The 24,530-nt window shown below is 59.3% G+C and carries 27 protein-coding genes; 13 read left to right on the plus strand and 14 right to left on the minus strand.

The window, feature by feature from the left end; translation table 11 throughout:
* Positions 1–15 precede the first annotated feature (15 nt).
* The 9 genes from OHL13_RS05980 to OHL13_RS06020 form a co-directional block, all read right to left on the minus strand.
* Positions 16–2,412: a molybdopterin-dependent oxidoreductase gene (locus tag OHL13_RS05980; RefSeq protein ID WP_263409221.1), complete on the minus strand. Its 2,397-nt coding sequence runs from the start codon at positions 2,410–2,412 to the stop codon at positions 16–18.
* Positions 2,413–2,424: 12 nt separating this feature from the next.
* A complete protein-coding gene (gene nuoF / locus OHL13_RS05985; RefSeq protein WP_263409222.1) occupies positions 2,425–3,747 on the minus strand; it encodes an NADH-quinone oxidoreductase subunit NuoF in 1,323 nt (440 codons plus the stop codon).
* A complete protein-coding gene (locus OHL13_RS05990; protein WP_263409223.1) occupies positions 3,747–4,256 on the minus strand; it encodes an NADH-quinone oxidoreductase subunit NuoE family protein in 510 nt (169 codons plus the stop codon). Before OHL13_RS05990 ends, nuoF begins: the two co-directional genes overlap by 1 nt.
* A 146-nt stretch (positions 4,257–4,402) precedes the next feature.
* Positions 4,403–4,657 carry a transcriptional regulator gene (locus tag OHL13_RS05995; protein WP_263409224.1) on the minus strand — a complete coding sequence of 85 codons (255 nt, stop codon included), beginning with the start codon at positions 4,655–4,657 and terminating at the stop codon, positions 4,403–4,405.
* 37 nt (positions 4,658–4,694) lie between these two features.
* The gene (locus OHL13_RS06000) at positions 4,695–5,174 is read right to left on the minus strand and encodes a hypothetical protein (RefSeq protein ID WP_263409225.1); all 480 of its coding nucleotides are present in this window, start codon (positions 5,172–5,174) and stop codon (positions 4,695–4,697) included.
* The gene (gene nuoD / locus OHL13_RS06005) at positions 5,171–6,424 is read right to left on the minus strand and encodes an NADH dehydrogenase (quinone) subunit D (protein ID WP_263409226.1); all 1,254 of its coding nucleotides are present in this window, start codon (positions 6,422–6,424) and stop codon (positions 5,171–5,173) included. The genes OHL13_RS06000 and nuoD overlap by 4 nt, the downstream gene beginning before the upstream one ends.
* Positions 6,424–6,906: an NADH-quinone oxidoreductase subunit C gene (locus OHL13_RS06010; protein ID WP_399255317.1), complete on the minus strand. Its 483-nt coding sequence runs from the start codon at positions 6,904–6,906 to the stop codon at positions 6,424–6,426. The genes nuoD and OHL13_RS06010 overlap by 1 nt, the downstream gene beginning before the upstream one ends.
* Positions 6,906–7,310: an NADH-quinone oxidoreductase subunit A gene (locus OHL13_RS06015; RefSeq protein ID WP_263409227.1), complete on the minus strand. Its 405-nt coding sequence runs from the start codon at positions 7,308–7,310 to the stop codon at positions 6,906–6,908. The genes OHL13_RS06010 and OHL13_RS06015 overlap by 1 nt, the downstream gene beginning before the upstream one ends.
* Positions 7,311–7,532: 222 nt before the next feature.
* Positions 7,533–8,468 carry a prepilin peptidase gene (locus OHL13_RS06020; protein WP_263409228.1) on the minus strand — a complete coding sequence of 312 codons (936 nt, stop codon included), beginning with the start codon at positions 8,466–8,468 and terminating at the stop codon, positions 7,533–7,535.
* Between the two features lie 77 nt (positions 8,469–8,545).
* On the opposite strand from OHL13_RS06020, the gene OHL13_RS06025 reads away from it, so the two are divergent.
* Entirely contained in the window at positions 8,546–8,941 is a 396-nt protein-coding gene (locus OHL13_RS06025) for a DUF3592 domain-containing protein (RefSeq protein WP_263409229.1), read from the plus strand.
* Between the two features lie 130 nt (positions 8,942–9,071).
* On the opposite strand, the gene OHL13_RS06030 is transcribed toward OHL13_RS06025, so the two are convergent.
* The gene (locus OHL13_RS06030; RefSeq protein ID WP_263409230.1) at positions 9,072–10,442 is read right to left on the minus strand and encodes a carbohydrate porin; all 1,371 of its coding nucleotides are present in this window, start codon (positions 10,440–10,442) and stop codon (positions 9,072–9,074) included.
* A 38-nt stretch (positions 10,443–10,480) separates the two neighbouring features.
* Positions 10,481–10,711: a hypothetical protein gene (locus OHL13_RS06035; protein ID WP_263409231.1), complete on the minus strand. Its 231-nt coding sequence runs from the start codon at positions 10,709–10,711 to the stop codon at positions 10,481–10,483.
* A gap of 83 nt (positions 10,712–10,794) precedes the next feature.
* Here OHL13_RS06035 and OHL13_RS06040 point away from each other — a divergent pair, with 83 nt between their 5' ends.
* Complete coding sequence (locus OHL13_RS06040) at positions 10,795–11,073, plus strand: metal/formaldehyde-sensitive transcriptional repressor (RefSeq protein ID WP_263409232.1); 279 nt, start codon at positions 10,795–10,797, stop codon at positions 11,071–11,073.
* Here OHL13_RS06040 and OHL13_RS06045 read toward each other — a convergent pair whose 3' ends face one another.
* Positions 11,074–11,298, minus strand: a complete 225-nt coding sequence (locus OHL13_RS06045) for a DUF3185 domain-containing protein (RefSeq protein WP_263409233.1) — start codon at positions 11,296–11,298, stop codon at positions 11,074–11,076.
* Positions 11,299–11,707: 409 nt separating this feature from the next.
* On the opposite strand from OHL13_RS06045, the gene OHL13_RS06050 reads away from it, so the two are divergent.
* From OHL13_RS06050 to OHL13_RS06060, 3 genes are all read left to right on the plus strand, one after another.
* Positions 11,708–12,478, plus strand: coding sequence for a thiazole synthase (locus OHL13_RS06050; RefSeq protein WP_263409234.1), 771 nt, complete (start codon positions 11,708–11,710; stop codon positions 12,476–12,478).
* Positions 12,479–12,591: 113 nt separating this feature from the next.
* On the plus strand, positions 12,592–13,107 hold the full coding sequence (gene ruvC, locus OHL13_RS06055) for a crossover junction endodeoxyribonuclease RuvC (RefSeq protein WP_263409235.1): 516 nt from the start codon (positions 12,592–12,594) through the stop codon (positions 13,105–13,107).
* On the plus strand, positions 13,104–13,742 hold the full coding sequence (locus OHL13_RS06060; protein WP_263409236.1) for a hypothetical protein: 639 nt from the start codon (positions 13,104–13,106) through the stop codon (positions 13,740–13,742). Before ruvC ends, OHL13_RS06060 begins: the two co-directional genes overlap by 4 nt.
* An 18-nt stretch (positions 13,743–13,760) precedes the next feature.
* Here OHL13_RS06060 and OHL13_RS06065 read toward each other — a convergent pair whose 3' ends face one another.
* Positions 13,761–14,855 carry a GGDEF domain-containing protein gene (locus OHL13_RS06065; protein ID WP_263409237.1) on the minus strand — a complete coding sequence of 365 codons (1,095 nt, stop codon included), beginning with the start codon at positions 14,853–14,855 and terminating at the stop codon, positions 13,761–13,763.
* A 455-nt stretch (positions 14,856–15,310) separates the two neighbouring features.
* On the opposite strand from OHL13_RS06065, the gene OHL13_RS06070 reads away from it, so the two are divergent.
* Complete coding sequence (locus tag OHL13_RS06070; protein ID WP_263409238.1) at positions 15,311–17,053, plus strand: FecR domain-containing protein; 1,743 nt, start codon at positions 15,311–15,313, stop codon at positions 17,051–17,053.
* Here the strand turns inward: OHL13_RS06070 and rsmA are convergent, their stop codons facing one another.
* Positions 17,054–17,842 carry a 16S rRNA (adenine(1518)-N(6)/adenine(1519)-N(6))-dimethyltransferase RsmA gene (rsmA, locus tag OHL13_RS06075; protein WP_263409239.1) on the minus strand — a complete coding sequence of 263 codons (789 nt, stop codon included), beginning with the start codon at positions 17,840–17,842 and terminating at the stop codon, positions 17,054–17,056.
* A 101-nt stretch (positions 17,843–17,943) separates the two neighbouring features.
* Here rsmA and glgA point away from each other — a divergent pair, with 101 nt between their 5' ends.
* The 7 genes from glgA (at position 17,944) to OHL13_RS06110 (ending at position 24,458) form a co-directional block, all read left to right on the plus strand.
* Positions 17,944–19,392, plus strand: coding sequence for a glycogen synthase GlgA (glgA, locus tag OHL13_RS06080; RefSeq protein WP_263409240.1), 1,449 nt, complete (start codon positions 17,944–17,946; stop codon positions 19,390–19,392).
* A gap of 16 nt (positions 19,393–19,408) precedes the next feature.
* Positions 19,409–20,389 carry a hypothetical protein gene (locus OHL13_RS06085; RefSeq protein ID WP_263409241.1) on the plus strand — a complete coding sequence of 327 codons (981 nt, stop codon included), beginning with the start codon at positions 19,409–19,411 and terminating at the stop codon, positions 20,387–20,389.
* 64 nt (positions 20,390–20,453) lie between these two features.
* Positions 20,454–20,903 (plus strand): VOC family protein, encoded by a 450-nt coding sequence (locus OHL13_RS06090; protein WP_263409242.1) that lies wholly within the window; start codon positions 20,454–20,456, stop codon positions 20,901–20,903.
* Positions 20,904–20,979: 76 nt separating this feature from the next.
* Positions 20,980–21,720, plus strand: a complete 741-nt coding sequence (locus OHL13_RS06095) for a YebC/PmpR family DNA-binding transcriptional regulator (RefSeq protein WP_263409243.1) — start codon at positions 20,980–20,982, stop codon at positions 21,718–21,720.
* Between the two features lie 76 nt (positions 21,721–21,796).
* Positions 21,797–22,507: an acyloxyacyl hydrolase gene (locus OHL13_RS06100; RefSeq protein ID WP_263409244.1), complete on the plus strand. Its 711-nt coding sequence runs from the start codon at positions 21,797–21,799 to the stop codon at positions 22,505–22,507.
* Positions 22,498–23,415 (plus strand): glutamate formimidoyltransferase, encoded by a 918-nt coding sequence (gene ftcD, locus OHL13_RS06105; RefSeq protein WP_263409245.1) that lies wholly within the window; start codon positions 22,498–22,500, stop codon positions 23,413–23,415. Before OHL13_RS06100 ends, ftcD begins: the two co-directional genes overlap by 10 nt.
* 107 nt (positions 23,416–23,522) lie before the next feature.
* Complete coding sequence (locus tag OHL13_RS06110) at positions 23,523–24,458, plus strand: hypothetical protein (protein WP_263409246.1); 936 nt, start codon at positions 23,523–23,525, stop codon at positions 24,456–24,458.
* Positions 24,459–24,530 lie beyond the last annotated feature (72 nt).

Here is a 24,530-nt window from a genome sequence, read left to right on the forward strand (position 1 = left end):
TTGGTTTCGTCTCTCTTAGTCAGCGGCCGTGGGTGTGGCTTCCTGGCTGTACTTGCCGTGAAGCTGTGTCAGTTTCTCCGAGTAGCGGCCCAGCGTGCCGGAGGTAAACAGGGTGTCGTTGGCCGGCAGCACCAGGTCACGCCGGTTTCCGGTTCCATCAATCTGTACCAGCGCGTTCGTGCTCACCACTGGTTCCACATGTTGATCGTTGCCGCTCAGCAACTGCAGGCGCAGCAGGTTGCCGTAGCCCGGCACCAGGCGGTGAATCTCGTCCAGGATCGCGAACGGATCAAACGGCGACAGCTTGGGCTCCATGTTGTTCGCCGCGAGCCAGACCGCATGACGGTCCGCTTCACCCGACTGCGCTCCGCGCGTCTGGCCGAAGTCAGCATGCACGCCCTTGCCAAACGGAACCAGCGTCTTCACCTTGTGATCCATCTTGTCGGCAATGCGGACGATGATCTCAAAGTCAGAACGGACACCGGCCTTGTCGGCAGCCTTGCGAACCAGCTGCAGATCGCCGTAGCTGTTGGTCACCGAACCGGACTTCTCGTACAGATTCGCCGCCGGCAGAACCACATCGGCCAGAACAGCCGTCTCCGTCAAATACATGTCCTGCACCACGACGAAGGTGTTCTTCAACGTTGCAGGATCGACGGAGTAGCGGGCCACCGGGTTCGCTCCTACCACATACAGAGCACCCAGATCGCCTGCCGCGGCAGCATCAAACTGCTCCAGCAGATCCAGCCCCTTGGCAGCAGGGAAGTGCGCGCCATACTCGCTGGCAAACTCCTTCGGCTGCATCCACGGCGTGTAGCCCGGCAGCACATCCGGCAGCAGGCCCATATCGGCCGCACCGCGTGAGTTCACATAATCCGACAACAGAGCCACCTTCGCATTTGGCAGGGAGATGGCAAACTTCACCAGCTTCTCCAGGTCCGCTCCGCGCAGCTCATTGCCGATCAGCACCAGCAGGCTTTCTTCGCCCTTCACCGCATCGCGGAAGGCTGCCAGAGCGTTAGCGTCCGGCGCAGCTGCCTGGGCTGCCGCATCGTCGCCGTTCAGATAAGCGGCCAGCGAGCCATAGCCCAGGTCCGTTACCTGCAGGAAGGCCTTTGCCTGGCGGCGCAGTTTGATCGGCGCATGATTTGCTACGTAGATCTTCGCCTTGTTCAGGCGCACATCGCTGCGCAGGTTCCAGGCAGTCAACGGATTCTGGTTCGTCGGATCGCCACCGACCAGCAGCACAGCCTTGGCCGAACTGGTGTCATGCTGCGATGCCGTCTTGCCGGTCGTGCCCTGCAGAGCCAGCGCAAAGGTGGTGTAGTCCGCCGTGCGATGGTGGTCGATGTTCGCCGTACCCAGAACGCTGCGTGCAAACTTCTGCAGCAGGTACGCCTCTTCATTCGTGATGCGGTTCGATCCGATCACACCAATCGAATGGCCACCCTTGCTGTCGCGGACTTCCTTCAGCTTCTGGCCAACAGTCGTCAGCGCCTCTTCCCAGCTCACCGGGGTCAGCGCGCCGTTCTTGCGAACCAGGGGCTGTGTCAGGCGATCGGTGTTGTTGGCAAAGTCGAAGCCGAAGCGGCCCTTGCCGCAAAGGAAGTCGTTGTTGATGCCCGAACGGTCGCGGTTGTCACCGCGCACAATCTCCATGCCGTCGTCCGAACGGCGAACGCCAAGGGTCGTCTTGCAGCCGTCGCCGCAGTGCGTGCACACCGTGCCGACATGGTTCATTTCCCACGGACGAGTCTTGTAACGGTAGCTGTCCGAGGTCAGCGCGCCAACCGGGCAGGCGTCGATGCACATGCCGCACTCTTCGCAGTCCAACTGCTGCAGACCGGTCGAAGACTCGCTGGCCGGAATATTCGGTGCAATCACAGCCGATGATCCGCGGTTCTGGATGCCAAGGGCGAAGACATCCATGCCCTCGCCGCACATACGCACGCAGCGATAGCAGAGGATGCAACGCGGACGATCAAAGTACACCGCAGGGGACCACTTCTGCTCCTCACGATGGTTCTTCGGCTCGGTGTAGAAGCTCTCCGCAGCGCCGTACTTGAAGGTCATGTCCTGCAGTTCGCACTCGCCGCCGGCATCGCACACCGGGCAATCCAGCGGGTGGTTGCCCAGCAGCAGTTGGATGGTCGCCTTGCGCGCCTGTGCAATCTCCGGCGTCTCGGTCTGCACCACCATGCCCTCGGCCACCGGCGTGGTGCAGGCGGTCTGGAGCTTCGGCATCTTCTCAATGCGTACAACGCACATGCGGCAGGCAGCCTGCAGCGAGAGTCCCGGGTAGTAGCAGAACGCCGGAATCTCGATGCCCGCAGCCTTGCAGGCGTCGATCAGCAGCGTTCCCGCAGGCGCGGTAAGCTGTTTGCCGTCGACAATGAAATTTACATCTGCCATCTTCTGATTCCTTTAGTGCGCTGCGCCAATCAGTTCTTCGGTGGTGATAAGAGCCTTCTCCGTACGATGGCCCTCAAGATACTCTTCAAACTCTTCGCGGAACTTCTTGATGAAGCCCAGCGTCGGCATCGCAGCCGCATCGCCCAGCGGGCAGAAGGTGCGGCCCATCATGTTCTCCGCCAGGTACTGAATATTGTTGATGTCCTTCTTGTTGCCGTAGCCGTTGTAGAAGCGCGTCAGCGTCTTCTTCAGCCAGTCGGTTCCTTCACGGCAGGGAATGCACCATCCGCAGCTCTCGTGCTGGTAGAACTTGATCGTCCTGAGCGCGAACTCAACAATCGAAACCGTTTCATCCAGCACAACGATTCCGCCCGAGCCAAGCATCGTTCCGGCCTTGCCCATCTGGTCGAAGTCCAGGCCCACATCCAGCTCATCGGCCTTCAGCACCGGGCAGGAAGATCCGCCGGGAACCACAGCCTTCAGCTTGCGTCCGCCTTTAACTCCACCGGCGACTTCATAGATGGCCTTCTTCAGGTTGTAACCCATCGGAAGCTCATACACGCCGGGGCGCTCCACGTGTCCGCTGATCCCGAACAGGCGAGTCCCGCCGTTGCGTTCACTGCCAACCTTGGCATACTCCGCTCCACCCATCAGAAGGATGTGCGGTGCCGAAGCGATGGTCTCAGCATTGTTGATCACTGTCGGTCCGCCATACAGACCCACAACCGCAGGGAACGGAGGCTTGATGCGCGGCACGCCACGCTTGCCTTCAAGCGACTCCATCAGCGCGGACTCTTCGCCCACCTCGTACGCACCGGCTCCGGTCTGCGTCACGATGTCGAAGTCCACCCCCTCTTTGCCGAAGATGTTCTTCCCCAGGAAACCCTTGGCATACGCATCCGCAACAGCCTTTTCGACCACCTTCAGCAGGTAGCGATACTCACCGCGCAGGTAGATGAAGCCCATCTTCGCGCCAATCGCCAGACCGGCGATCATCGTGCCTTCAATCACCGCATGCGGATCATGCAGGAAGATCACGTGATCCTTGCAGGTACCGGGCTCAGACTCATCGCCATTCACCAGGACATACTTCGGCTTCTCGCTCACCTTCGGCACGAAGCTCCACTTCATGCCGGTAGGGAAGCCAGCGCCGCCGCGTCCGCGAAGGCCCGAGGCCTTCATTTCGTTGATTACCCACTCGGGGCCGCTCTCGATGGCCTTCTGCACGGCCTTATAGCCGTCCAGCTCCAGGTATTTCTCAATGTCGGCAGCGCCCGCGCCAAAGCGGCGGGAGATGATCTTGACCTCATCCGGATGCGAAACCAGGGTAGGCATTACTTCACGTCCTTTCCGCGTCCGGCGGCATAATCCGCCAGGATTTCGTCCACCTTCACGGTCGTCAGGTTCTCGTGGAAGTCGTAATTCACCTGCATCGCAGGTGCCCAGCAGCAGGCGCCAATGCACTCAACCTCTTCGAGGGAGAACAGCTTGTCTGCCGTCACTTCCTTGTGGCCAATACCAAGCTTCGCCTTGCAGTGGTCCAGAATCTCGTAGCCCCCGCGCAGCATGCAGCTGATGTTGGTACACACCTGCACGTTGTACTTGCCCGCCGGCTTGGTGCGCAGCATGGAGTAGTAGCTCAGCACGCCGCGTACATCCAGGTCGAACAAGTCCAGCCGCGCGGCAATCTCATGCACCACGGCGTCAGAGACATAGCCGACCTCGTCCTGTGCATACAGCAGCATGGGAATCAGCGCCGAGCGCTTCACAGGGTACAGCGTCACCAGCTTGTCAAAGCGGGCAGCCGTTTCAGGCGAAAAGATCGAGTTGGCAATCGCACTCATTGGGAAACCAGAACTCCAGCAGAACCATTTGCGGCGGAACGTATCTCATTGGTTCCGCTTTTCGTCAGGGCACGGCTTCAGCCGTGCCATAAAGCCCTACCCACAGGCGGCTTCAGCCGCTGAGGTACAAAACTCTTCGCGAAACCCTAGGATACCGCGAACATCTCACGCGCCAGACGCTCCGCCGCGTGATCCATCTCTTCCGTTACATCCGCGTATTGCACCGTGCCATCTTCCTGCAGGGCAAAGTGCAACGCGCCACAATCATCCCGCTGCATATCGCTGGCGGTAAACCGAAGCCAGCGGTCATTCACGCGGATCGTAATCACCTCCGGGCCAACCTCCACCACGGCATGGTGCTTACTGTTCAACCCGTGAGCAGCGCAATACGTACGCAACATCGAAGCCCACGAGGTCCAAAGTTCGGTATGGAGCCGCTCATCCACTATGTGTTTCTAAAGAGATATTGCAGTCTTCTTCTGATAAATCAGAGTTATAGAGGTGGTCGATAAGGACATCCTGAACATCGCTCAGATTCTTGCAGTTAGCCAGGCAGCCAACTCCTGTGAAAACGAAGCTATTGTAATCATTAAATTTTGGAGTGAAGCCGCCCAGGATCACACTTGCATAGAAGGCATGATGCTTGGTTGTTTTAAGAGTGACCCAACCGACAGGATCATTCATTTTCAACTCAATTGCTGCCGTCCCATTTGTAAACCGAACCGTTCGAATTCCATCTTCTTTGACGTCAACGCCATACTGCCCACCTAGCTCCGGTGTTTGCCCTGTGTATGACTCAAGGTGCCCACTGAATCGCTTAGTGTGGTTTAGCAGCAAATCGTAGAGCTTGTTGAACCAATCTCTGGCTTCATGGAAGCGTTGATTCTGAAAGTAGAAGAAAGAATCGTCAATATTCATCGGTCAATCTCCCCCAGCACAATATCGATCGACCCAATCACCGCCACCACATCGGCCAGCAGACGTCCCTTGCACATCGTCTCCAGCGCCTGCAGCGTTGCAAACGACGGGTTCCGCATATGCACACGGAAGGGCTTTGCCGTTCCGTCCGACACCACAAAGTAGCCCATCTCGCCACGCGGCGACTCAACGCCCTGGTAGACCTGGCCCGCAGGAACGGCAAAGCCCTCGGTCACGATTTTGAAGTGATGGATCAGGCTCTCCATCTGCGTCTTCATCTGCTCGCGGTCAGGCAATACGATCTTCGGAGCGTCGGCGGTGATGCGTCCCTCAGGCAAACCTTCCAGCGCCTGCTGGCAGATCTTCACCGACTCGTACATCTCCTTCATGCGGACTTCATACCGAGCCCACACATCGCCCACCGTCGACACCGGTACCTCGAACTTGAACTTCTCGTAGCCCGAGTAGGGCATGTCGCGGCGCAGATCCCAATCCACACCCGAAGCACGCAGCGGCGGCCCGGTCACACCCAGCGCAATCGCGTCCTCCGGAGACAGGTAACCGACGCCCTTCAGGCGTCCCATCCAGATCGGGTTTCCGGTCAGCAGATTCTCATACTGCGCAATCCGGTCCGGCATGATCTTCAGGAAGTTCCGCACCCGCTCATAAAAGTCGATCGGCGGCTCCATGCTCAACCCGCCAATGCGGAAGTAGCTGGTCATCATGCGTTGACCGGCCACCATCTCAAAGATGCGGAGAATCTCTTCGCGCTCGCGGAAGCAGTACAGGAACACAGTCAGCGCGCCGATATCCATGGCGTGCGTTCCCAGCCACACCAGGTGGCTGTTCAAACGGGTCAGCTCATTCAACAGAACGCGCAGATACTGCGCACGCTCCGGAATCTCAAGCTGCAGCAGCTTCTCCACCGCCAGGCAGTAGGTCAGGTTGTTCGTCATCGGACACAGGTAGTCGATACGGTCCGTCAGCGGAACCACCTGCTGATAGAACTTCGCCTCGCAGGTCTTCTCGATACCCGTGTGCAGGTAGCCAATGTCAGGAGCGCAGGCGACCACCGACTCGCCATCAATCTCCAGCACCACGCGCAACACGCCATGCGTCGACGGATGCTGCGGTCCCATGTTCAGCACCATCGTCTGGTCCTGCGCCGGGTCCACATTGCCGTGCAGCTTGCTGTCGGCAATGATGTCTTCCACGCCCGGGTTGATCAGGTCTTCTACTGAGGTCGACATTAGCGATAACCCTCCACCGGGTAGTCCTTGCGAAGAGGATGCCCCTCCCAGTTATCGGGCATCATGATGCGGCGCATGTTCGGATGTCCGCCAAAGTGCACGCCGAACAGGTCAAAGACCTCGCGCTCATAAAAGTTCGCCGAAGGCCACACGTCCGTAATCGAATCCAGTGCCAGGTCTTCCGACCCCAGCGGAGCCACCAGGCGGACACGCTCCTTCAGCCCGTGCGACAGAATGTGATACGTCACATGCAGCCGCGGCTCGCTCGGATACCAGTCCACGCAGGTCACATCTTCCAGAAAGTTGTATCCGGCAGCCTGTACCGCTTTGGCCGCCTCCACAATCTGTTCCTTCGGAACGGTGATGGTCAGCTCATTCAGAGCGAACGTCGCATCGCTCAGCAGGGAAGCAAGCGCTATCACAGCCGGATTCGCCGCCATCTGCTCCAGAACTTCCGCCTTGCCCAGGGTAATCGCAGCCACTAGAGGTCTCCCTTATCGTTGGCCCAGTCCAGGATGCCCTTCTTCCATACATAGAAGAGACCCACGGCCACAAAGCCGATGTAGACCAGCATCTCGTTGAATCCAAAGAAGCGCGATCCGGTCAGTGACGGCAGCTGCTTATAGATCACTGCCCATGGCAACATAAATACGGCTTCCACGTCGAACAGGATGAACAGCATCGCGACCATGTAAAAGCGCACGGAAAAACGCCCGCGGGCGTCGCCCACCGGCTCCATGCCGCACTCATAGGTCGAGAGCTTCACCTTGGTCCGGCGATGCTTGCCAAGGATGTAGCTGGCCAGAACCATTCCGCCCGCAAGTCCAAGGGCAACAATGATTTGCAGCGCAAGCGGAAGATAGTTCCAGATATACGGAATCGGCATCGTTCGTTGTCGGCTTTCACCTTGAGGTTAAGTTCGCGGTGTAACGGTGTCAAGGAAGGTGACCGATTACAGGACCTTTTGCTAACCTATCTTTCTATCAATAATTTAGGACTTATTTGGTCGGCATTCATATCGGGGCCGACTGAAAGTGGCTGTCCTGCCGCTGCCTTTGTTTTTCTTGTTGTCATCCCGACCGGATCTCTAAGCTGTGTGTGCCGTCGCTTATCGCAACAGCCCCGCGTACCAGTGGATTAACATCGGACCGGCCATCGCCGCCAGCATTCCGCCCACTGCCAGGAAGCTTCCGTACGGCAGCTCGGTCAGCCGGTCAGCCTTCCCCCGCGCCATCTGGAAGATGGCATAGACCGTTGCTGCAATCGTCCCCACAAATAGAGCCAGCACCGCCGGCCACCAGCCCAGGAAGGCGGCAATCATCCCCAGCAGCTTCACATCTCCCATGCCCATGCCATCGCGCTTACGCAGGGCCTTGTAGCTCCAGTGGAAGACCAGTAGAAGCAGCATCGCACCGAAGATGGCTGCAACCCGGCTCAGCACCACCGCCTCCGGCCCGGTAATAAACAGATCTCCGGTGCTTCGCCCCGCACCGGCAGAATTCAGATTGACCTTGCGGTGCAGGTGGATCTCACCCTCGCCCGGCGCCAGGTACATGGCATGCACGCAGATCAGCACGAACCCCAGCACCATGCCGCCAATTGTGAAGCTGTCCGGCAGGGTGTGCGTCTGCCAGTCCATCACCATCAGGCCAATCAGCAGGTAACCCACCATCAGTACAGCCAGGTCCTGCAGCACCAGGCTGGTCTGCATCTGGTAGGGGTTGCAGAAGTCGCAGGTAAAGTTCCAGTCACGCCACAGGATCGAAGCCGATCGCAGAAACCACAGGGCCGTCGCCAGCTCCACCGCTGGATAGCGCCATGAAATCGCCGCCTTGCAGTCCCGGCAGCGTGCACGCAAAAGCATCCAGCTCAGCAGGGGAATATTGTCATACCAACGCACGGTCTTGCCGCAGCTCAGGCACCTGGAACGCCCGCCAATCACGGACTCCCCCTTAGGCAGTCGTGCAATGCAGACATTCAAAAAGCTGCCCATCAGCAGCCCAATCACAAACGAACAGACCAGAATCAGCGTCGAGAGTTCCACCCTCGCAGTATAGGCCGCACAGGCATCTGTCCTCCTATGCCGGCAACCGTTGCAGTGTCCGAAGATACACTCAATCTATGCGTCTTCTGCTGAACCTGGTCCGGATCCTCCTGCTCACCTGCGGCTCCATCACGACACTGGCGGGAGTAGGCCTCGGCATTTATCAGGGCTGGTTCCTGCTTCACGCAGAGACGACAAGCGGTGTCATCCTGTCCGTCCGGAATGGACATCCGCGCATTCTCTTCGCCACCAAGCAGAGCCGCCAGTTCGAGGTCACCTCGGCCAAGCCTGTCCCCGGCGTTCACCAGGGACAGGCCGTGCAGATTGCTTACCGGGTCGACAACCCCACAGACGCACATATCACCTCCGGAACTCCAGGCTGGGTGTACGCCTTTATCCTGGCCGGCAGCGGAGTGGTCATCACCTATCTGGGCCTGATGGCGGAACACGCCTACCGGAAACGGACAGACTGAGCGGAAATAACAGGATCGCGCCATCCAGGCATGCCGGGCTTCCTCTCAAAAGAGAGCCGGAGCGCGTAGCGCAGAGTGGAGAGACCTGTATTTGGGCTTAGTTTCCTGTATGTCTACGCCTGCTTTTTGCCTAGAACTCCACATGCGCCCGCACGCTCGGCACAATCACCGGTCCGCGGTCCTGATTGTACCCAGGATGCGCAATGTAACTCGCACCCAGAGACATCGTCAGGCCGCGTGCTGCATGAGCGTTGTAATAGGCTTCCACGATGTCTTCCCGCGCGTAGTTCAAGCGGCCGTCGCCCAGCAGAAATCCCTGTCCGCCGAACTTCAAGTAGTTCTGATGGTCTCGCTTGATTCCATTGGAAACAAAGGCGATGCCCGCCTTATCTTCTTTGCGCGACCAGGCTGAACCTTGCAGATCCGCACCGACGGCGATGGTTGAATCCACTTCGGTATAGGCCCAGCTCTCGTGCTGCCCCTCATTCCATCCCCAGCGGGCAAACGCGCGCAGATTCTCCGTCATCTCCTGCTCAGTGTTGAAACCGAAGCCGTACTTCACCGAGCTCTGCCGGTGGTGAGCGTCGATATCCGGCTTCTCATCTTGCCCGGAAAGATAAGCATTGACCGCCTCGCGGTAGACGCCCATGTCCGCATGGTTCACAAAGCTCAACACGCGGATCATGCCTTTGCGCTCCTTCGGCAGCCACTGCGACGCCAGCCCGCGATGCAGCTCAAACTCTGCATTCTGACCATTCGCCCGCCGCAACGCCCAGTCCAGGTCAATCCCATTGGCCACCGTCGGCATCAGCGCCGTCGCATAGCGTGCACCCCAGGCAGGGGACTGGTACTCGGCGGTAAAGGCATAGGTATATCCCCGCGTATCGGCCGCGTAGTCCCAGGCTCCGTTGTTGTCTACCGTCCAGTTGGTGAACTGGAAGTGCGAGTCAGAGCCGACCGCGTTCTGGTCAAAGAAGTCCGGCAGGCTCATTTTGCCCAGGCGAAGGTCAAGCCGCTTTGCAGGCTGCTCGGTCGCCAGGGAAAAGGGCGTCCGGTCACCATGAACCATCTGCTCCGTAAAGCCGATCGTCTGGTGGATCTGTACCCGCGCGATATATGGCTTGCTGCCAAGGTTCGGATTGCGCACGACATCGAGATTGGTGAACCCCGCCAGTCCCAGCGCCTGCGAGATCCCGCGGCCACCGGCTGACTCAAAGTCCAGCAGGAACTCCGTGTTGTAGCGCGTGTGGGTATGCAGTTGTGCCCCGAGAAACAGGGTGCCGACCAGCGACGTCTTGTACTCGCCGCGCGATACCAAGCTGTTCACGCCTTCATACGGGGAATGAAACGGCCCGTGTGCCTGGAAAATGATGTTTGCCTGTCCCGAGGCGTAGAACGGCGAGCGATCACTGTGCGGGAACAGCGTTACCGGCGCGGAAGTGTCCGGCTGTTGCGCACAGAGGGGTGCGCACACAAGCAGGAAGAGAAGTGCCTTGTGCATGAGAATTCGTGTCCTTTTCGTGTCTTTCGGAGCCTTGTTCACGCGGCTCGTTGGTACGTGGGAACGGCGCATCCTCGCGCAAAATCAGGAAGGATGCGCCAACGCAAGTCGTCTTCGTCGGTCGAGCCTGACTGGCTCACCGTCATCGCTGTCCACATGCCGCCCAGCGGGCAGCGCTCATCGCCGGTTTCCACCCAGTGCTGGATCAGTACCGGCTGCATCCGCAGAACCGTCTTCTTACTGACGATCCGCTTGTAGTTCTTTGTCATTGCAGCATCCTCCTTTCCTGAAATTGTGATCCTCTTTCAGACCTCGGGTAGAATACCCCGGTAGGGTATAAAGGGAAAGTTAAATGTCGACCTCAGAACGGGAAAAAATCAAGTTGTTGAACCGTGTCCGCCGACTGCGCGGCCAACTCGACGCCGTCGAGCGGTCTCTCACGAGTGCCGACGACTGTGCCGACCTGCTGATGCTGCTTGCTGCCGTCCGCGGCGGTGTGAACGGCCTGATGGGAGAGGTGATGGAAGATCACATCCGCCACCACCTGGCCGCTGGCGAGCAAAAGGAAAGGCCGATCTCCCCGGAGCTTGCCGAGGACCTGATCGACCTTGTCCGTGCTTATTTGAAATAACTAGGCCTTGCTCTTTGCGCCGACGACCACCAGGGCAATGCCTCCTACCAGCGCAATACCACTCAGCACCGGCGGAATAGGGACACTTTTCTTTTCCTCGTGGCCAATTTGAACTGGCCCCAGGTCCACATCTTTTTCGTGTTTTGTAAAGCTGAAACCGCCCATGGCAAAACCGACAATTCCAAGCAGAATCAACAAAATACCGACCATCGTAGATACTTTCATCGTCTCTCCCTTCATCTACTCAAAGGGCTCGGATGCCGATTTTCATGGGATCAGATGTATGCGTTTGACTCTTTGCGGAGGTGGCGTTACGTTATCCGTACAAGGGAAAGGAGGATGATCCAGCCTATGAAATGTGACTCAAACAGTTGCATCAACACAGTACTTGAGGTGACTGAGGCTTAAGGCGGCCCGCCTTAGACCTGGCAAGACGCTCTACTCCTGCCGAGGCACTCAATCTGAGCGATTGGATCGCTCAGATTTATGTGGGTCCGCCTCAGGTCAATCTCAACAGCTCACCGCCACATGGCCTGCCTAGCGCAGGCCATGTGCATTTAACCCCGTGATTCGGGGTGCGAAACGGTGTCCGAAACGCACTTTAAGGGCATAAAGAGGGTCTAAAATAGCCCTCATGGAACCCCTCGTAATCGCCGGAAAAGCCTTTCAGTCGCGTCTTATTGTTGGAACCGGGAAGTACAAGGACGGCCCCGAGACCCAGCGCGCCATTGAAGCCTCCGGCGCCGAGATGGTCACCGTGGCCGTTCGTCGTGTGAATCTGGATCGCTCCAAGGAGTCGCTGCTCGACTACATCGACCCTCAGCGCTACTTCCTGCTGCCTAACACTGCTGGCTGTTACACCGGGGAAGAGGCCATCCGCGCCGCCCGTCTGGGCCGCGAAGTGGGCCTGTCGGACTGGGTCAAGATCGAGGTTATCGGCGACCAGCGCACCCTCTATCCCGACGTTGCAGGAACGCTATTGGCGACCGAGGTTCTGGTAAAGGAAGGGTTTACGGTTCTTCCGTATACCACTGATGATATTGTGTTTGCAAAAAGGCTTATCGATGCAGGTGCGGCTGCGGTGATGCCGCTCGCGGCTCCCATCGGCTCCGGTCTGGGTATTGCGAACACCTATAACCTGCGGATGCTGCGGGAGTTGATTACGGAGGTTCCTCTGATTGTCGACGCCGGTCTGGGCACGGCTTCCGACGCTGCCCTCGCCATGGAGATGGGTTTTGATGCCGTCCTTCTGAACACCGCCATTGCCGGCGCCACGGATCCCATCCTGATGGCCGAGGCCATGCAGCACGGTGTTCTGGCCGGGCGTCAGGCGTATCTGGCCGGCCGCATGCCACGCAAGCTCTATGCCACCGCCAGCTCCCCGCTGGAAGGGATCTCGAAGTAATGGAGGAGTTCCTCGAAAGCGTCGCGGAGATTTTTGTTCAGATCATCGTGGACCTGTTGGGGGAGTGCTTCTCGGCACTATGCCGCTATACGGTCCGCGGGTAGACTTCCAGCATGCGGGTTTTTGGCATTGATTGCGGCACGGAGTTCACCGGCTGGGGAGTGGTGGAGGTGGATGAGACCGCCCGCACCCCGCGACTGGTTCCTGTTGCCGCCGGAGCCATCAAGCTGAGTAAGAAAGACCGCACGCCGGTTCGCCTGCACCAGGTCTACAACGAGCTGACCGGGTTGATTGCTGCGTATACGCCGGATGTGGTGGCGATTGAGGATGTCTTCTTTGCGGCGAACGCAAAGTCGGCGCTGAAGCTGGGACAGGTGCGCGGCGTGGCTCTGCTGGCTGCCGCTGCGTGCAGTCTGCAGGTGGCTGAGTATGCTCCCCTGAAGATCAAAAGCTCGGTCGTAGGGTACGGTCTGGCCAAGAAGGAGCAAGTGCAGTTCATGGTGGCGCGCCTGCTGGAGATCGAAAACGTGTTTGAGACGGCCGATGCCGCCGACGCCCTGGCCATTGCCATTACCCACATCCACACCATGCAGACCGAGTCAGCCATCTCGCTGGCGGGAGCACGATGACGCACGTTACGACCCTTCTTTTGTTTGCTCTTGGCTTTCAGACGGCTCCCGCACCGTTGGCCGATCCTGTTCCGCCGACGGTAAGTTTTATCTTTGACCGTCCGCAGGTAAAGACGTCGCACTACGAGATCATCCTGGGCGAGGACGGCAAGGGGATTTACCGCGCCGTGACAAAGGACGGGGTCCACTCCGAGCGCGCCATTACTGTCAGCCCGGCAAACCTGGAGCTTGTCTGGGCCGAGGAGAAGGCATCGGACGGCTTCCGCAAGGTGACCTGCGAAACGCATCTGAAGAACATGGCGCAGACGGGGAAGAAGACGCTGCGCTGGACGGGCGCGTCGGACACGGGAAACTGCACCTACAACTATTCCGACGACAAGGATATCCAGAAGCTGACATCGATCTTCCAGGGCATTGCAATGACTATGGAGACCGGGCAGCGTCTGGCCTACCTGCATCGCTTTGACCGCCTAGGCCTGGATGCCGAGATCACTTCGCTTGGAAGCTCCGTAAAGTCCGGATGGGCGATTGAGCTGCAGAATATCGAGCCGGAGCTGCGCAAAATCATTGCCGATGTTTCGCTGATGGATCGTGTGCGTTCCAAGGCCGAGACGCTGCTCACCAACGCGAAGTAATACAACGAAGACAAATGGCTAAGGGGTAATTACCCCCGTCTGTTTCTTCTCGCGTTTGCTTTCGTACATGCGGTTATCGGCTTCGTCGATCAGGGATTTCAGATTCATCCCCTTGTCTGCTGAGGATTCCGCGATTCCAAAGCTGAAGGAGAGCGGGTATCCGGAAGGATTGCCGGACGCAAGCTTGCGCGCTGCCTCCTGCAGACGTACAACGGCCTGCCCCATGTTCGGTTTGCTGGTTCGCGAGGCGACAACAAATTCATCTCCTCCGACACGGCCCAGAATGTCGGATTCTCGGAAGGTCTGTTTCAGGATCATCGCGATGCGCTTCAGATGTTCGGAACCAAGTTCGTGTCCGCGGGTGTCGTTGATATGTTTCAGGTTGTCGACATCGAGAAAAAGAATGGAAAACGGGTCGTTGCCGCGCAGGGTCTGCGCCATGGCCTGATGCGCCAACAGGTTGAATCCGCGCCGGTTATACAGACCCGTCAGTTCATCGCGAAACGACATCTCTTGCAGCGCAGCCTCCAGATCGCGGTTGCGGCGGGCGAGAAGCAGGACGAGGGTCAAAGCGAGTACTGCGGTCATTGCCGGTGCAACCGCGATGGCGTAGTTCAGGCTGATAAGCCGCGAGCGGATCATGGCCTCGCGCAGCGTAGCGATAAGGAAGGGCAGCAGAATGGCCGCGGGTGCGGCGCGACGCGCAGTTTTACCGCCGATGCCGGAGTCGACCAGGATGCTGAACAGCCCTTTCCGGGTTCTTCGCAAAACGATCAGGGCAATCAAAAGAGCCAAACAAATGTAGGTCTGCGGTGCAACCTGGTTAAGAAGAGCCCAGCCAGGCGAGCCTTCCGAAGCGAAGAAGAGAGAACCGGTAAAGCTGAAGATGTAGAAACACAGCAACAGGACCGCAATGTCGGTAATACGCCCAGGAATCAAGTGCTCCAGATCGAGGAGCATGAGGGCAAGCGAGAGGAAAACAAAACCAATCGCGGCCTGGATGGACATTCTGCCGGGTACTTCATTCGCCGCGTCCGGTGCAATCAAGGTGTCGAGTCGCCATGCCGGAATGCCCAGGTACTCCAGGAATGTCAGCAATGCCAGAAGCAGCACCAGCGCCGCGAGGCAGCGGCCAGCGATGCGGAAGTGGGGCTTCCGGGAACTGGTCAGATGAAAACTTCCCAGGCTGAGTAGAAGAAATGCGGCGGTATTCGCCTTCATGTGGATCCACTCAACCGGTACGGCGTTGCCAAGCGAGGGGATGACCCATGCCGCGAGTACTCCAATGCAAATGACAGTAATGATAACTGTTGCAAAGGGTGTGAACCGAGCCAGGCGAAGCTGGATTCGGCGATCGGATTGACTGGATGGAACCACGGGCTGCATCGAGAAAGCACTTTTCCTGCATGGGACGGAAACGCGGACATACGCCCACGGCTCGTTCCAGGCGGAGAGAGATCAAAACTGCGTTGCTTAGGATTGCATCCTTTATAGCAAGAATGCGGGGCCGAAGGAACGGAACTTTCTGTGTCGCGTGCGTTAATACAAGTGTGAGAGTTGAGGGCCCTATGCGCAAACTTGAGTGGTTGAGTGGAATCGTAACGGCGCTGGTATTCGCCGTAGGCGGAACCGGATTGCTGGCGCAGGATCAGCCGGCATCCGGCATGCGCGCCGCGCGGTTGAGCTTTGTCCAGGGCAGAGTACAGGTGCTGAACGCTGACAATACCCAACTGGATGACGCCCAGGCGAACCTGCCGCTGATCGAGGGCCAACGCATTGCCACCGGTGAGGATGGACAGGCCGAAGTAGAGTTCGAAGACGGCAGCGTGGCCCGCATCACGCCGCAGAGTTCGATCACCCTGACGCGGATGAACTCTGACCAGGGCCGCTTTCTGACCCAGATCTCTCTTGACCAGGGAATGGCATATTTTGAGCTGCGCGTGGCCGGGGATAACGGGTACTACGTGATGGCGGCCGGCTCGGGGATCACTCCGGTCGAGAACGCCTCGTTTCGCGTGAGCCTGGACCAGCCGCCGCTGGAGGTAGCGGTCTTGCAGGGGAACGTTCACCTGGAGCGCGAAGGCGGCTACAGCACGAATGTCCGCACGGGGGAACAGTTTGAGGGCGACAGCGGGGATGCCTCGCGGTACTTCCTGTCAAAGTCAACGCGGCAGGACAGCTGGGATAACTGGAACGAGGAACGCGAGCAGGCCGCCGCAAGCGAAGCGGCGCAGCGTACACAGGCCCGCGATGACTATGCGCAGGACAGCGGATATGGCTGGAGCGACCTGGATGCCAACGGTAACTGGTACGACCTGCCCGGTCAGGGCCGTGTGTGGCAGCCGCCGGTCGCCGTGGACGCAAGCTGGGATCCGTACGGATACGGCAACTGGGTCTGGTATCCCGGATCAGGATACGTCTGGGTCTCCGGCTACAACTGGGGATGGACGCCTTTTTACTGCGGCAGCTGGTCCTACTGGGACAACTTTGGCTGGGGCTGGAGACCTGCGGGCGGATGCAGCCGCTGGGGATGGGGCTACGGGCCGACCATGACATGGCGTGTAAACGTCGTAAACCCGCCACGGGTGTGGCGTCCCGTTCAGCGGCCGATTCCGGGACCGGGAGGTCCGGGAGGGGTTCATCCGGTTATTCCTGTCCGCCGTGGACCGGCTCCGGTGCGACCGATCGGTCGCCCGCAGCCACGTCCGGTGATGTTTGCCGGGAAGGAGATCCAGCCGCTGCGACCGGTCGGAGGAGCGTACACGCCTCGTGGCGGGTCAGCCGTAGGATCGTCCCTGCAGAAGGATTTCCCCCTGCGGAACCGCCAGCCGGTCATGGGAACGGTGCGGGCTCCGCAGGATGGCAACAGCCGGCCGATGCGTCCGGTGGGAGGCAATCAGGGGGCCGGACGTCCATCCAACAATGAGGGGAATAACGGGGTCACGCCGACGCCGCTTCCTATGCCGTCGCCGGGACAGACCACGGTGACTCCCGGCGGATGGCGCGCCGTCAGTCCGGCGCGGAACGATCAGCAGCCGGCTCCTGCGCAACCGGTGAACAAGCCGGCACAGCCGGGGAACAGCAATCCTCAGCGGCCATCCCAGGGGCAGCAGCCGCAGCCGGGGCATAACAATCCACCTCCGGCTCAGCAGCAGCCACGTCCGCAACCACAACCGCGGCCTTCTGCTCCTGCACAGTGGAAGCCGGTTCAGCCTTCGCCACAGCCGCGACAGAGCGCCCCACCACCCGCGCCAGCACCACGTCCTTCGCCGCCGCCGATGGCCCGGCCAGCGCCTCAGCCGAAGCAGTAGTTACCGCAGAGCGCGGAAGAGCAACGCCATCTGTTCGAGGGTTAGCGCTTCCGCGCGTGCCTGTGGGGAAATCTCCGCAGGCCAGACGGCGGCGAGCAATGTGCTTTCATAGCCCGCGCTACGCAGGTTATTGGAGAGCGTTTTGCGCTTCTGAGCGAAGCTTTGCTTCAGAAAACGGTCAAAGGCGACCGGATCGTCGATTCCAAGCCCTACAAAGCGCGGCGCGAAGTGAAAGCGGAGGACAGTGGAGTGGACCTCGGGCGGCGGCGAGAAGGCTGCCGGTGGCAGGGTAAACAGGTTCTCGACGCGGCAATAGAGCTGCGATGTCGCCGAGAGCAGCCCGTACTCGCGATGGCCCGGAGTGGCCGCAATGCGTTCGGCGACCTCGCGCTGCATCATGACCACGGCGCGATTCAGGTGGCCGGCAGCAGCGAACAGATGCAGAAGGATATCCGAGGTGATGTAGTACGGCAGGTTGCCGATGACGTCGGCGGTTTCTCCCGGGGGAATCAGCGAGGCGAGGTCGGTCTCGAGGATGTCCTGGTGGACGACGCGGAAGTTCTCGCGGCCGGCATAGCGTGCAGCCAGTGCCGGGGCAAGTTCGTTATCCAACTCAATGGCGATGAGGTTACCGGCGCGGCCGGCGAGAATGTCGGTAATGGCGCCCTTGCCGGGGCCGATCTCGAGTACGGTGCGTTGGCTGATCTCACCGAGTGCGTCGGCGATGCGATGACGTGCGTTGTCATCGACAAGGAAGTTCTGGCCCAGCTTGGGTTTGTGTTTCGGCATGATTTCGTTATCGAGCGTCCGCTTGCATTGTGTCTGCATCTGACATAAACAGAAGTGGCTGCGAGATATAGACTAGCTGCTTCAGGAGAGAAGAACGAACGATGCATATTGTCTTTGCGGCCTCAGAGTGCACACCATGGGCGAAAACAGGTGGGCTTGCGGATGTTGTGGGTGCTCTGCCGCATGCGCTGGCGAAGCTTGGGCATAAGGTTGAGGTCTTTCTGCCGTACTACCGCCAGGTGGCCAAGCAGGTGCCAGGAGCGCCGGTGGTGCTGCAGAGCGTGACCATTCCGTTTGAGTACTACAACCGTTTTGTTCGTATTCTGGACGGCGGCAAGACCGAGGGCGTGCAGTACTACTTCATCGATAGCCCCGAAATGTTTGATCGCGAAAGCTTCTACGCCACGCCGAGCGGGGATTACGCGGACAATGCCGAGCGTTTCGGGTTGTTCAGCCGCGCCGTAATTGAAGCCACCAAGGTGCTGGGCGTACCGGATATCTTCCATGTGCATGACTGGCAGGCAGCGATGATCAGCGTGTACCTGCGCTCGACGTATTACTTCGATCCGGTCTTCCGCAAGGTGCCGACGGTGCTGTCCATTCACAATGCTGGTTACCAGGGCTGGTTCCCGCCGCAGACCATGCAGAAGCTGCTGCTGCCGTGGGACATGTTCACGCTGGACAAGCTGGAACAATTTGATAACGTCAACTTCCTGAAGGGAGGCATTGTGTATGCCGACGCCATTACGACGGTGAGCCGCACCTACGCCGAAGAGATCAAGACGGCGGAGTTTGGCAGCGGCCTGGAAGATACGCTGCAGAAGCGTTCGGCAGACCTGACAGGCATTCTGAACGGGGTGGATTACGAGGAGTGGGACCCGTCTAACGATCCGCTGATTGCAGCACACTACTCGCCTGAGGACCTGAGCGGCAAGAAAGAGTGCCGCCGCGACCTGCTGCACGCCTTCGGCTTCCATGGCGTAAGCGAGGACACCGCAGTGATCGGTATTGTGTCGCGTTTTGCCACGCAGAAGGGGTTTGACTTTATTGCGCAGGTGGCCGATGAGCTGGTGAAGGAGAACGTCGCCATTGTTGCTCTCGGTACCGGTGAGGCATATTACGAGCACCTGCTGACCGGGCTGGCCGAGCGCTACCCGGAGAAGATGCGCGTACGCGTGGCCTACAACAACATGCTGGCGCACAAGATTGAAGCAGGCGCAGACCTCTTCCTGATGCCGTCGCGCTACGAGCCCTGTGGCCTGAACCAGATCTACTCGCTGAAGTACGGCACCATCCCAGTGGTTCGCGCCACCGGCGGACTGCAGGACACCATCGATGAGCAGGCCGATGGTGGCGGCAACGGCTTCAAGTTCTGGGGTTATTCGGCATGGGCCATGCTGGATGCCATCAAGCGGGCGCTGGCGCTCTTCCAGGACAAGGAGAAGTGGACAGCAATGATGCAGCGCGGCATGGTGCAGGACTTCAGTTGGGATGGACCGGCCAAGGAGTACGTGAAGGTGTACGAGCGGGCCATCATGAACCGTAGCTAGAACCCGTAGGAGAACGATGCTGCGATGGATGGCCATCACGCTGCTGGTTTTTGCCTGTATGCCATCGCTGGCGCAGGATACGGACCACGACGGCCTAAGCGACGTGATGGAGCAGTCGCTTCTGGAGCGATTTGAGCCCCGGTTCATGGTCAGCAGTGGAGACTGTGGCGTTCGTCCAGCATCGTTCGTTCCTGACAATAAAACACCGCAGGTCATTGCCTCCGATGGCACCATCTACGGTCAGGCGTTTATTCGCAGCTCCGATCCAATGGGCGGTGTCGTGGTGGAATTGCACTACTACGATCTGTGGGCGGTGGACTGTGGCCGTATGGGGCACCCTCTGGACGCCGAGCATGTATCGGTGCTGGTCTCGGCCAGCGGACTGATGATGCCAGCCTCTGGCTGGAAGGCCAGTTACTGGTATGCGGCGGCTCACGAGGACACGGTCTGCGATGCGAGCACAGCCATACGCGCCTCTGTTGTCGGCGCCGAGGAGAAGGGAGCGACGGTGTGGGTCTCTGCAGGAAAACATGCGGCCTACCTGGATGAGAAGACCTGCCGCTGGGGATGTGGCGGTGATCGTTGCCGCTCGATGCACCCTTTGAAGGTGATGCGTATCGTCAACCTGGGAGAGTTGGATGCCGCGATGAACGGCGCAGTGTGGGCAACCTCCAATCAGTGGCCCCTGCGCGACAAGTTCGCGACGGATTTCTCCGATGAGTGGATGTCCCGCCTGATGCAGCTGAAGCGGGAGAGACCCGTACAGATGAATGCCTCCTACAGCGGCGTGAAGGGCGGGATCTATGGCGCGAATGCGGCGGTCGACGGCGCGGAAATCGGCATGACGCACACCGGCAGCGCCCTGACGCTGGCGGACGGTAAAACCGAGGGCGCGCTGCAGAAAAGCGCGGATGCGGTGGGACACAGCCTGAAGAAGTCGAAGAACGCAGTAGGGCGCTTTCTCCGGAAGCCCTTCAAGGGTGAATCCGAACCGTAGCGCGTACCATCGAACCCATATGCAAGAGACTCAACCGATTGCTGCAGGCACGCGGATTGGCCATGTGCATTTGAAAGTTGCCGATCTGGACAGGGCACTGGCGTTTTACCAGGGTGTCCTGGGTTTTGAACTGACGGTCCGTATGGGCGACCAGGCGGCGTTTCTGTCGGCTGGTGGATACCATCACCACATAGGCCTGAATACCTGGGAAAGCCGGGGAGGGAAGCCACCTGCATTTGGCTCGACAGGGCTGTTTCATACAGCGATCCTGTACCCCACACGCGCCCACCTGGCCGATGCACTGCGGCGGCTGATTGCGGCGAAGATTCCGCTGGATGGCGTCGCGGATCACGGGGTGAGCGAAGCTCTGTATCTGCGGGATCCAGACCAGAACGGCGTAGAACTGTACTGGGATCGTCCGCAGGAGCTATGGCCGCGAACTCCGGAGGGTGAGCTGACCATGTACACACGGTCGTTGAACCTTGAGAGCCTGCTGGCGGAGCCGGAAGTTTAAAGACCCGGATACTGGGTGGTAAAATGGTTGAGTGCCGCAAGGCAAAGACTTCAAACGGAATCGGTAGGGAAACGCAATGTCCGGCCACTCTAAATGGGCAACGATCAAGCATAAAAAGGGTGCAGCAGACGCCAAGCGCGGCAAGGTGTTCACGCGGCTGATCAAGGAAATCAACATCGCGGCGAAGCAGGGCGGCGGTGATCCTGACGGCAACCCCCGGCTGCGCACCGCGATTGCGGCGGCCAAAGCCGAGAACATGCCGGCGGACAACATCAAGCGCGCCATTCAGCGCGGCACCGGTGAACTGGAAGGCGCAAGCTACGAAGAGATCACCTTTGAGGGCTACGGCCCGGGTGGCGTGGCTGTCATCGTCGAGGTGCTGACCGACAACCGCAACCGTGCGGTCAGCGAAGTACGTCACGCCTTCTCAAAGAACAATGGCAACCTCGGTGAATCCGGTTCGGTGGCTTACATGTTCTCGAAGAAGGGCCTGATCGTCGTTGAAAAGGACGCGATTGACGAGGACAAGCTGACCGAGATCGTTCTGGAAGCAGGAGCGGATGACCTTTCCGGTGAGGATGAGAGCTGGGAGGTTCTGACTTCGCCCAAGGACTTTGAAGCCGTGCTGACGGCGGTGAAGGCCGCTGGGATTACGCCCGAGGTCGCCGAGGTCACCATGATTCCGTCGACCTACCAGAAACTTGAAGGCGCCCAGGCAGCGGCGATGGGCCGTCTGCTGGAGACGCTGGAAGACCTGGATGACACGCAGAATGTGTACTCCAACTTCGATATGGATATGGCCGAGGTGGCCGGCTAATCTGCATTTCAACGCAGGAAATGGAGAGCCGCCGCCACAATCGGCGGCTTTCGTTTGTACGGAAGGAAAAGCGCAAGTGAAGAGATGGATTGTGAGTTCGTTGATGTGTGCCTTGCTGGCCATGCCCGCGGTGGCACAGACCTCTGTGCAGACGCCGGTTCGTGAAGTAGCTACCCATGCAGGCTGGGAATACGGCCCCATTGTGCAGGGCGGCCTTGGTGTAACGGACAACCGCAGCGGCTACAAGTTCATCATGGCGGGTGTGCATGTTGGCAAGGTGCTGACGCCGGAGATGGGTTCAGGCCTGTTCAAAGGGCAGTTCGAGTTTGCCAGCGAGCTATTTCCGTACTGGCAGTCGAATACGCCGAAGATTCAGCGTGTGAAGTGCAATGCATCGCTGAGCGTGTGCTCGTCTCCGTATACGGTGGGTGGAACATATCACGGCATGTCACTGACACCGGTGATCCTGCGCTGGAACCTGACGGGCCACACGCGGGTGATGCCCTGGGTGCAGGGCGCGGGCGGGTTGATCTGGACGAACCACAAGTATCCGCCGTATGGTTCTGCGACCGTGATCAACCTGGCCAATACCGGACCGAACTCTGAGACCTCGGTATGGAACTTTACGCCGCAGTTCGGCGTGGGTATGCACTACTTTGTGAAGCCTCGCCGGTCAATCGACTTTGGAGCAAACGCGGTGCATATCTCGAATGCATCGATGGGCGACCGTAATCCAGGCGTGAATGTCACGCTGCAATTCAACATGGGATACACGTGGTGGAAGTAAACGGATCAATCGTTGAGTGTGTCCCGAACTTCTCTGAGGGTGTAACCCCGGAGAAGGTGCGTGCCATTGTCTCTGCCATGCAGGTAGACGGGGTACGCCTGCTGGACTACTCGCTGGACAACGATCACAACCGTTCGGTGGTGACGATTGCCGGTGCTCCCGAGGCTGTTGCCGAGGCGGCGATTCGTGCGGCGGGCAAGGCCGCGGAGTTGATCGACCTGACGCGCCAGGAAGGCGTCCACCCACGCATTGGCGCGGCGGACGTGATTCCGTTTGTGCCGGTGGCCAACTATTCCTTGCCGCAGTGCGCCATGCTTGCGCGGCATGCGGGGCAGCAGATCTGGCTGCGGTATGGCGTTCCGGTGTACTTCTACGAAGCGGCCGCAGCCCGTCCGGACCGTGTGAACCTGGAAGACGTGCGCCGCGGCCAGTTTGAGGGTCTGCGCGACGCTGTTCGCAAGGACGCCGCCCGGCGGCCCGATATCGGTGGTCCGGATCTGCATGCCACCGCCGGAGCCTCTGCCGTAGGCGCCCGTAAGTTTTTGATTGCGTACAACATCTACCTGCACGATCCGGACGTGGCTGTGGCCCGCGCTATTGCCAAGGAGATCCGCGCCTCCGGTGGTGGCATGTTCGGCATCAAGGCGATGGGCGTTCTGGCGCAGGGCCGGGCCCAGGTCAGCATGAATATCACGGACTTTCACCAGACCCCGGTAGCGGCGGTGCATGAAAAAGTGCGTCAGTTGGCGGCCCGGCACGGTGCCAGCATTGCCGACGGAGAGTTAATAGGCCTGATTCCCGAACAGGCGTATGATCCTGCTGCGGCCTGGGTCCAGCAGATTCCCGGCTTTGACCCAGAGGTCAAGGTGCTGGAACGCCGTTTGCAGCATCCGCTCAGTTGGCCGTAGAAGATAACGTGCGGGACTTGCATACGTCAGAAGATGAGAGAGAATCGAGTGCAACGGGGATTTCCCGGCAGCACATACTCCCCAGATCAAGAAGGAACACCAAAGCAATGAAGCAAACCCTGATGGCAATTATCCTGGCCGCCGCTGCGGCTACGGCTTCGGCAGCAGAGCTGTCGTCCGACGCCAAATCGGCGATTCCTCGGGACGTACAGCAGATTATTACGGTGGACTACCGCGCGATGCAGAACTCTTCAGCCGCCATGGCGCTGAAGGACAAGGTGCTGCCGCCCGAGTTGAAGCGCCTGGAGTCCGCACTGAAGAGCTCTGGTCTGAAAGTTGACCAGGACGCGGATAACCTGGCCTTTGTCGCCTACCGGACGGGTGAGGGCACATCCACCAGCATTATCGGAATCGCGCAGGGACAGTTCCGTACGCGTGACATTCTGGCAAATTTCACCAAGAACAAGGTCAAGCCGACGATGCTGCGCAACAACGCCATTTACCCGATGGGCGCACAGGGAATGAGCGTGGTGTGGCTGAACCAGACGACGATGGTCTTTGGAGACAAGGCTGCGGTCCGCACAGCTCTCGAAGCACGCGATGGCAATATTGCCAACTTCCTGGGCAGCGAAATGGCTGCCGAGATGGCCAATGTGGACGATAAGGCCGTGTGGAGCCTGCTGGATCAGAAGGGGACGCAGACCATGATGAAGAGCGTCATGGGCGATGCCTCGCAGCTTGCCGACTACGATACGGTGAAGAACCGCATGAAGAGCTCGCGCTACACGATGGATTTCTCGAACGGCGTGAAGTTCGATATGGCCGTTGTGACCTCGGACACCATCACCGCCGCAACCATCGCTTCGCTGATGAAGGCGGTATCGCTGTACAAGCAGACCTCGGGCTCGACAGACGAAAAGGCGGCCCTGGACCACACCAACATCGGGTCCAGCAGCGGCACCATCACGGTAGCCTATGGATCCTCGGACAGCCAGTTTTCCAGCTTGCTGTCGTCACCCCTGTTCCAGCAGGTCGTTCGCTAGTCCCAAACACGGCGTTCAGGGAATAAGAAGGGGCAGCCCACGGGCTGCCCCTTCTGTTGATCTGTAGACAGA

The organism is Terriglobus tenax (assembly GCF_025685395.1).
GTDB classification, from domain to species: domain Bacteria; phylum Acidobacteriota; class Terriglobia; order Terriglobales; family Acidobacteriaceae; genus Terriglobus; species Terriglobus tenax.

Excerpts from the sequence above, each read along its gene's own strand:
- OHL13_RS05980 (WP_263409221.1), bottom strand. The coding sequence starts at position 2,412 with ATGGCAGATGTAAATTTCATTGTCGACGGCAAACAGCTTACCGCGCCT.
- nuoF (WP_263409222.1), bottom strand. The coding sequence starts at position 3,747 with ATGCCTACCCTGGTTTCGCATCCGGATGAGGTCAAGATCATCTCCCGC.
- OHL13_RS05990 (WP_263409223.1), bottom strand. The coding sequence starts at position 4,256 with ATGAGTGCGATTGCCAACTCGATCTTTTCGCCTGAAACGGCTGCCCGC.
- OHL13_RS05995 (WP_263409224.1), bottom strand. The coding sequence starts at position 4,657 with ATGTTGCGTACGTATTGCGCTGCTCACGGGTTGAACAGTAAGCACCAT.
- OHL13_RS06000 (WP_263409225.1), bottom strand. The coding sequence starts at position 5,174 with ATGAATATTGACGATTCTTTCTTCTACTTTCAGAATCAACGCTTCCAT.
- nuoD (WP_263409226.1), bottom strand. The coding sequence starts at position 6,424 with ATGTCGACCTCAGTAGAAGACCTGATCAACCCGGGCGTGGAAGACATC.
- OHL13_RS06015 (WP_263409227.1), bottom strand. The coding sequence starts at position 7,310 with ATGCCGATTCCGTATATCTGGAACTATCTTCCGCTTGCGCTGCAAATC.
- OHL13_RS06025 (WP_263409229.1), top strand. The coding sequence starts at position 8,546 with ATGCGTCTTCTGCTGAACCTGGTCCGGATCCTCCTGCTCACCTGCGGC.
- OHL13_RS06030 (WP_263409230.1), bottom strand. The coding sequence starts at position 10,442 with ATGCACAAGGCACTTCTCTTCCTGCTTGTGTGCGCACCCCTCTGTGCG.
- OHL13_RS06035 (WP_263409231.1), bottom strand. The coding sequence starts at position 10,711 with ATGACAAAGAACTACAAGCGGATCGTCAGTAAGAAGACGGTTCTGCGG.
- OHL13_RS06040 (WP_263409232.1), top strand. The coding sequence starts at position 10,795 with ATGTCGACCTCAGAACGGGAAAAAATCAAGTTGTTGAACCGTGTCCGC.
- OHL13_RS06045 (WP_263409233.1), bottom strand. The coding sequence starts at position 11,298 with ATGAAAGTATCTACGATGGTCGGTATTTTGTTGATTCTGCTTGGAATT.
- OHL13_RS06050 (WP_263409234.1), top strand. The coding sequence starts at position 11,708 with ATGGAACCCCTCGTAATCGCCGGAAAAGCCTTTCAGTCGCGTCTTATT.
- ruvC (WP_263409235.1), top strand. The coding sequence starts at position 12,592 with ATGCGGGTTTTTGGCATTGATTGCGGCACGGAGTTCACCGGCTGGGGA.
- OHL13_RS06060 (WP_263409236.1), top strand. The coding sequence starts at position 13,104 with ATGACGCACGTTACGACCCTTCTTTTGTTTGCTCTTGGCTTTCAGACG.
- OHL13_RS06070 (WP_263409238.1), top strand. The coding sequence starts at position 15,311 with ATGCGCAAACTTGAGTGGTTGAGTGGAATCGTAACGGCGCTGGTATTC.
- rsmA (WP_263409239.1), bottom strand. The coding sequence starts at position 17,842 with ATGCCGAAACACAAACCCAAGCTGGGCCAGAACTTCCTTGTCGATGAC.
- glgA (WP_263409240.1), top strand. The coding sequence starts at position 17,944 with ATGCATATTGTCTTTGCGGCCTCAGAGTGCACACCATGGGCGAAAACA.
- OHL13_RS06085 (WP_263409241.1), top strand. The coding sequence starts at position 19,409 with ATGCTGCGATGGATGGCCATCACGCTGCTGGTTTTTGCCTGTATGCCA.
- OHL13_RS06095 (WP_263409243.1), top strand. The coding sequence starts at position 20,980 with ATGTCCGGCCACTCTAAATGGGCAACGATCAAGCATAAAAAGGGTGCA.
- OHL13_RS06110 (WP_263409246.1), top strand. The coding sequence starts at position 23,523 with ATGAAGCAAACCCTGATGGCAATTATCCTGGCCGCCGCTGCGGCTACG.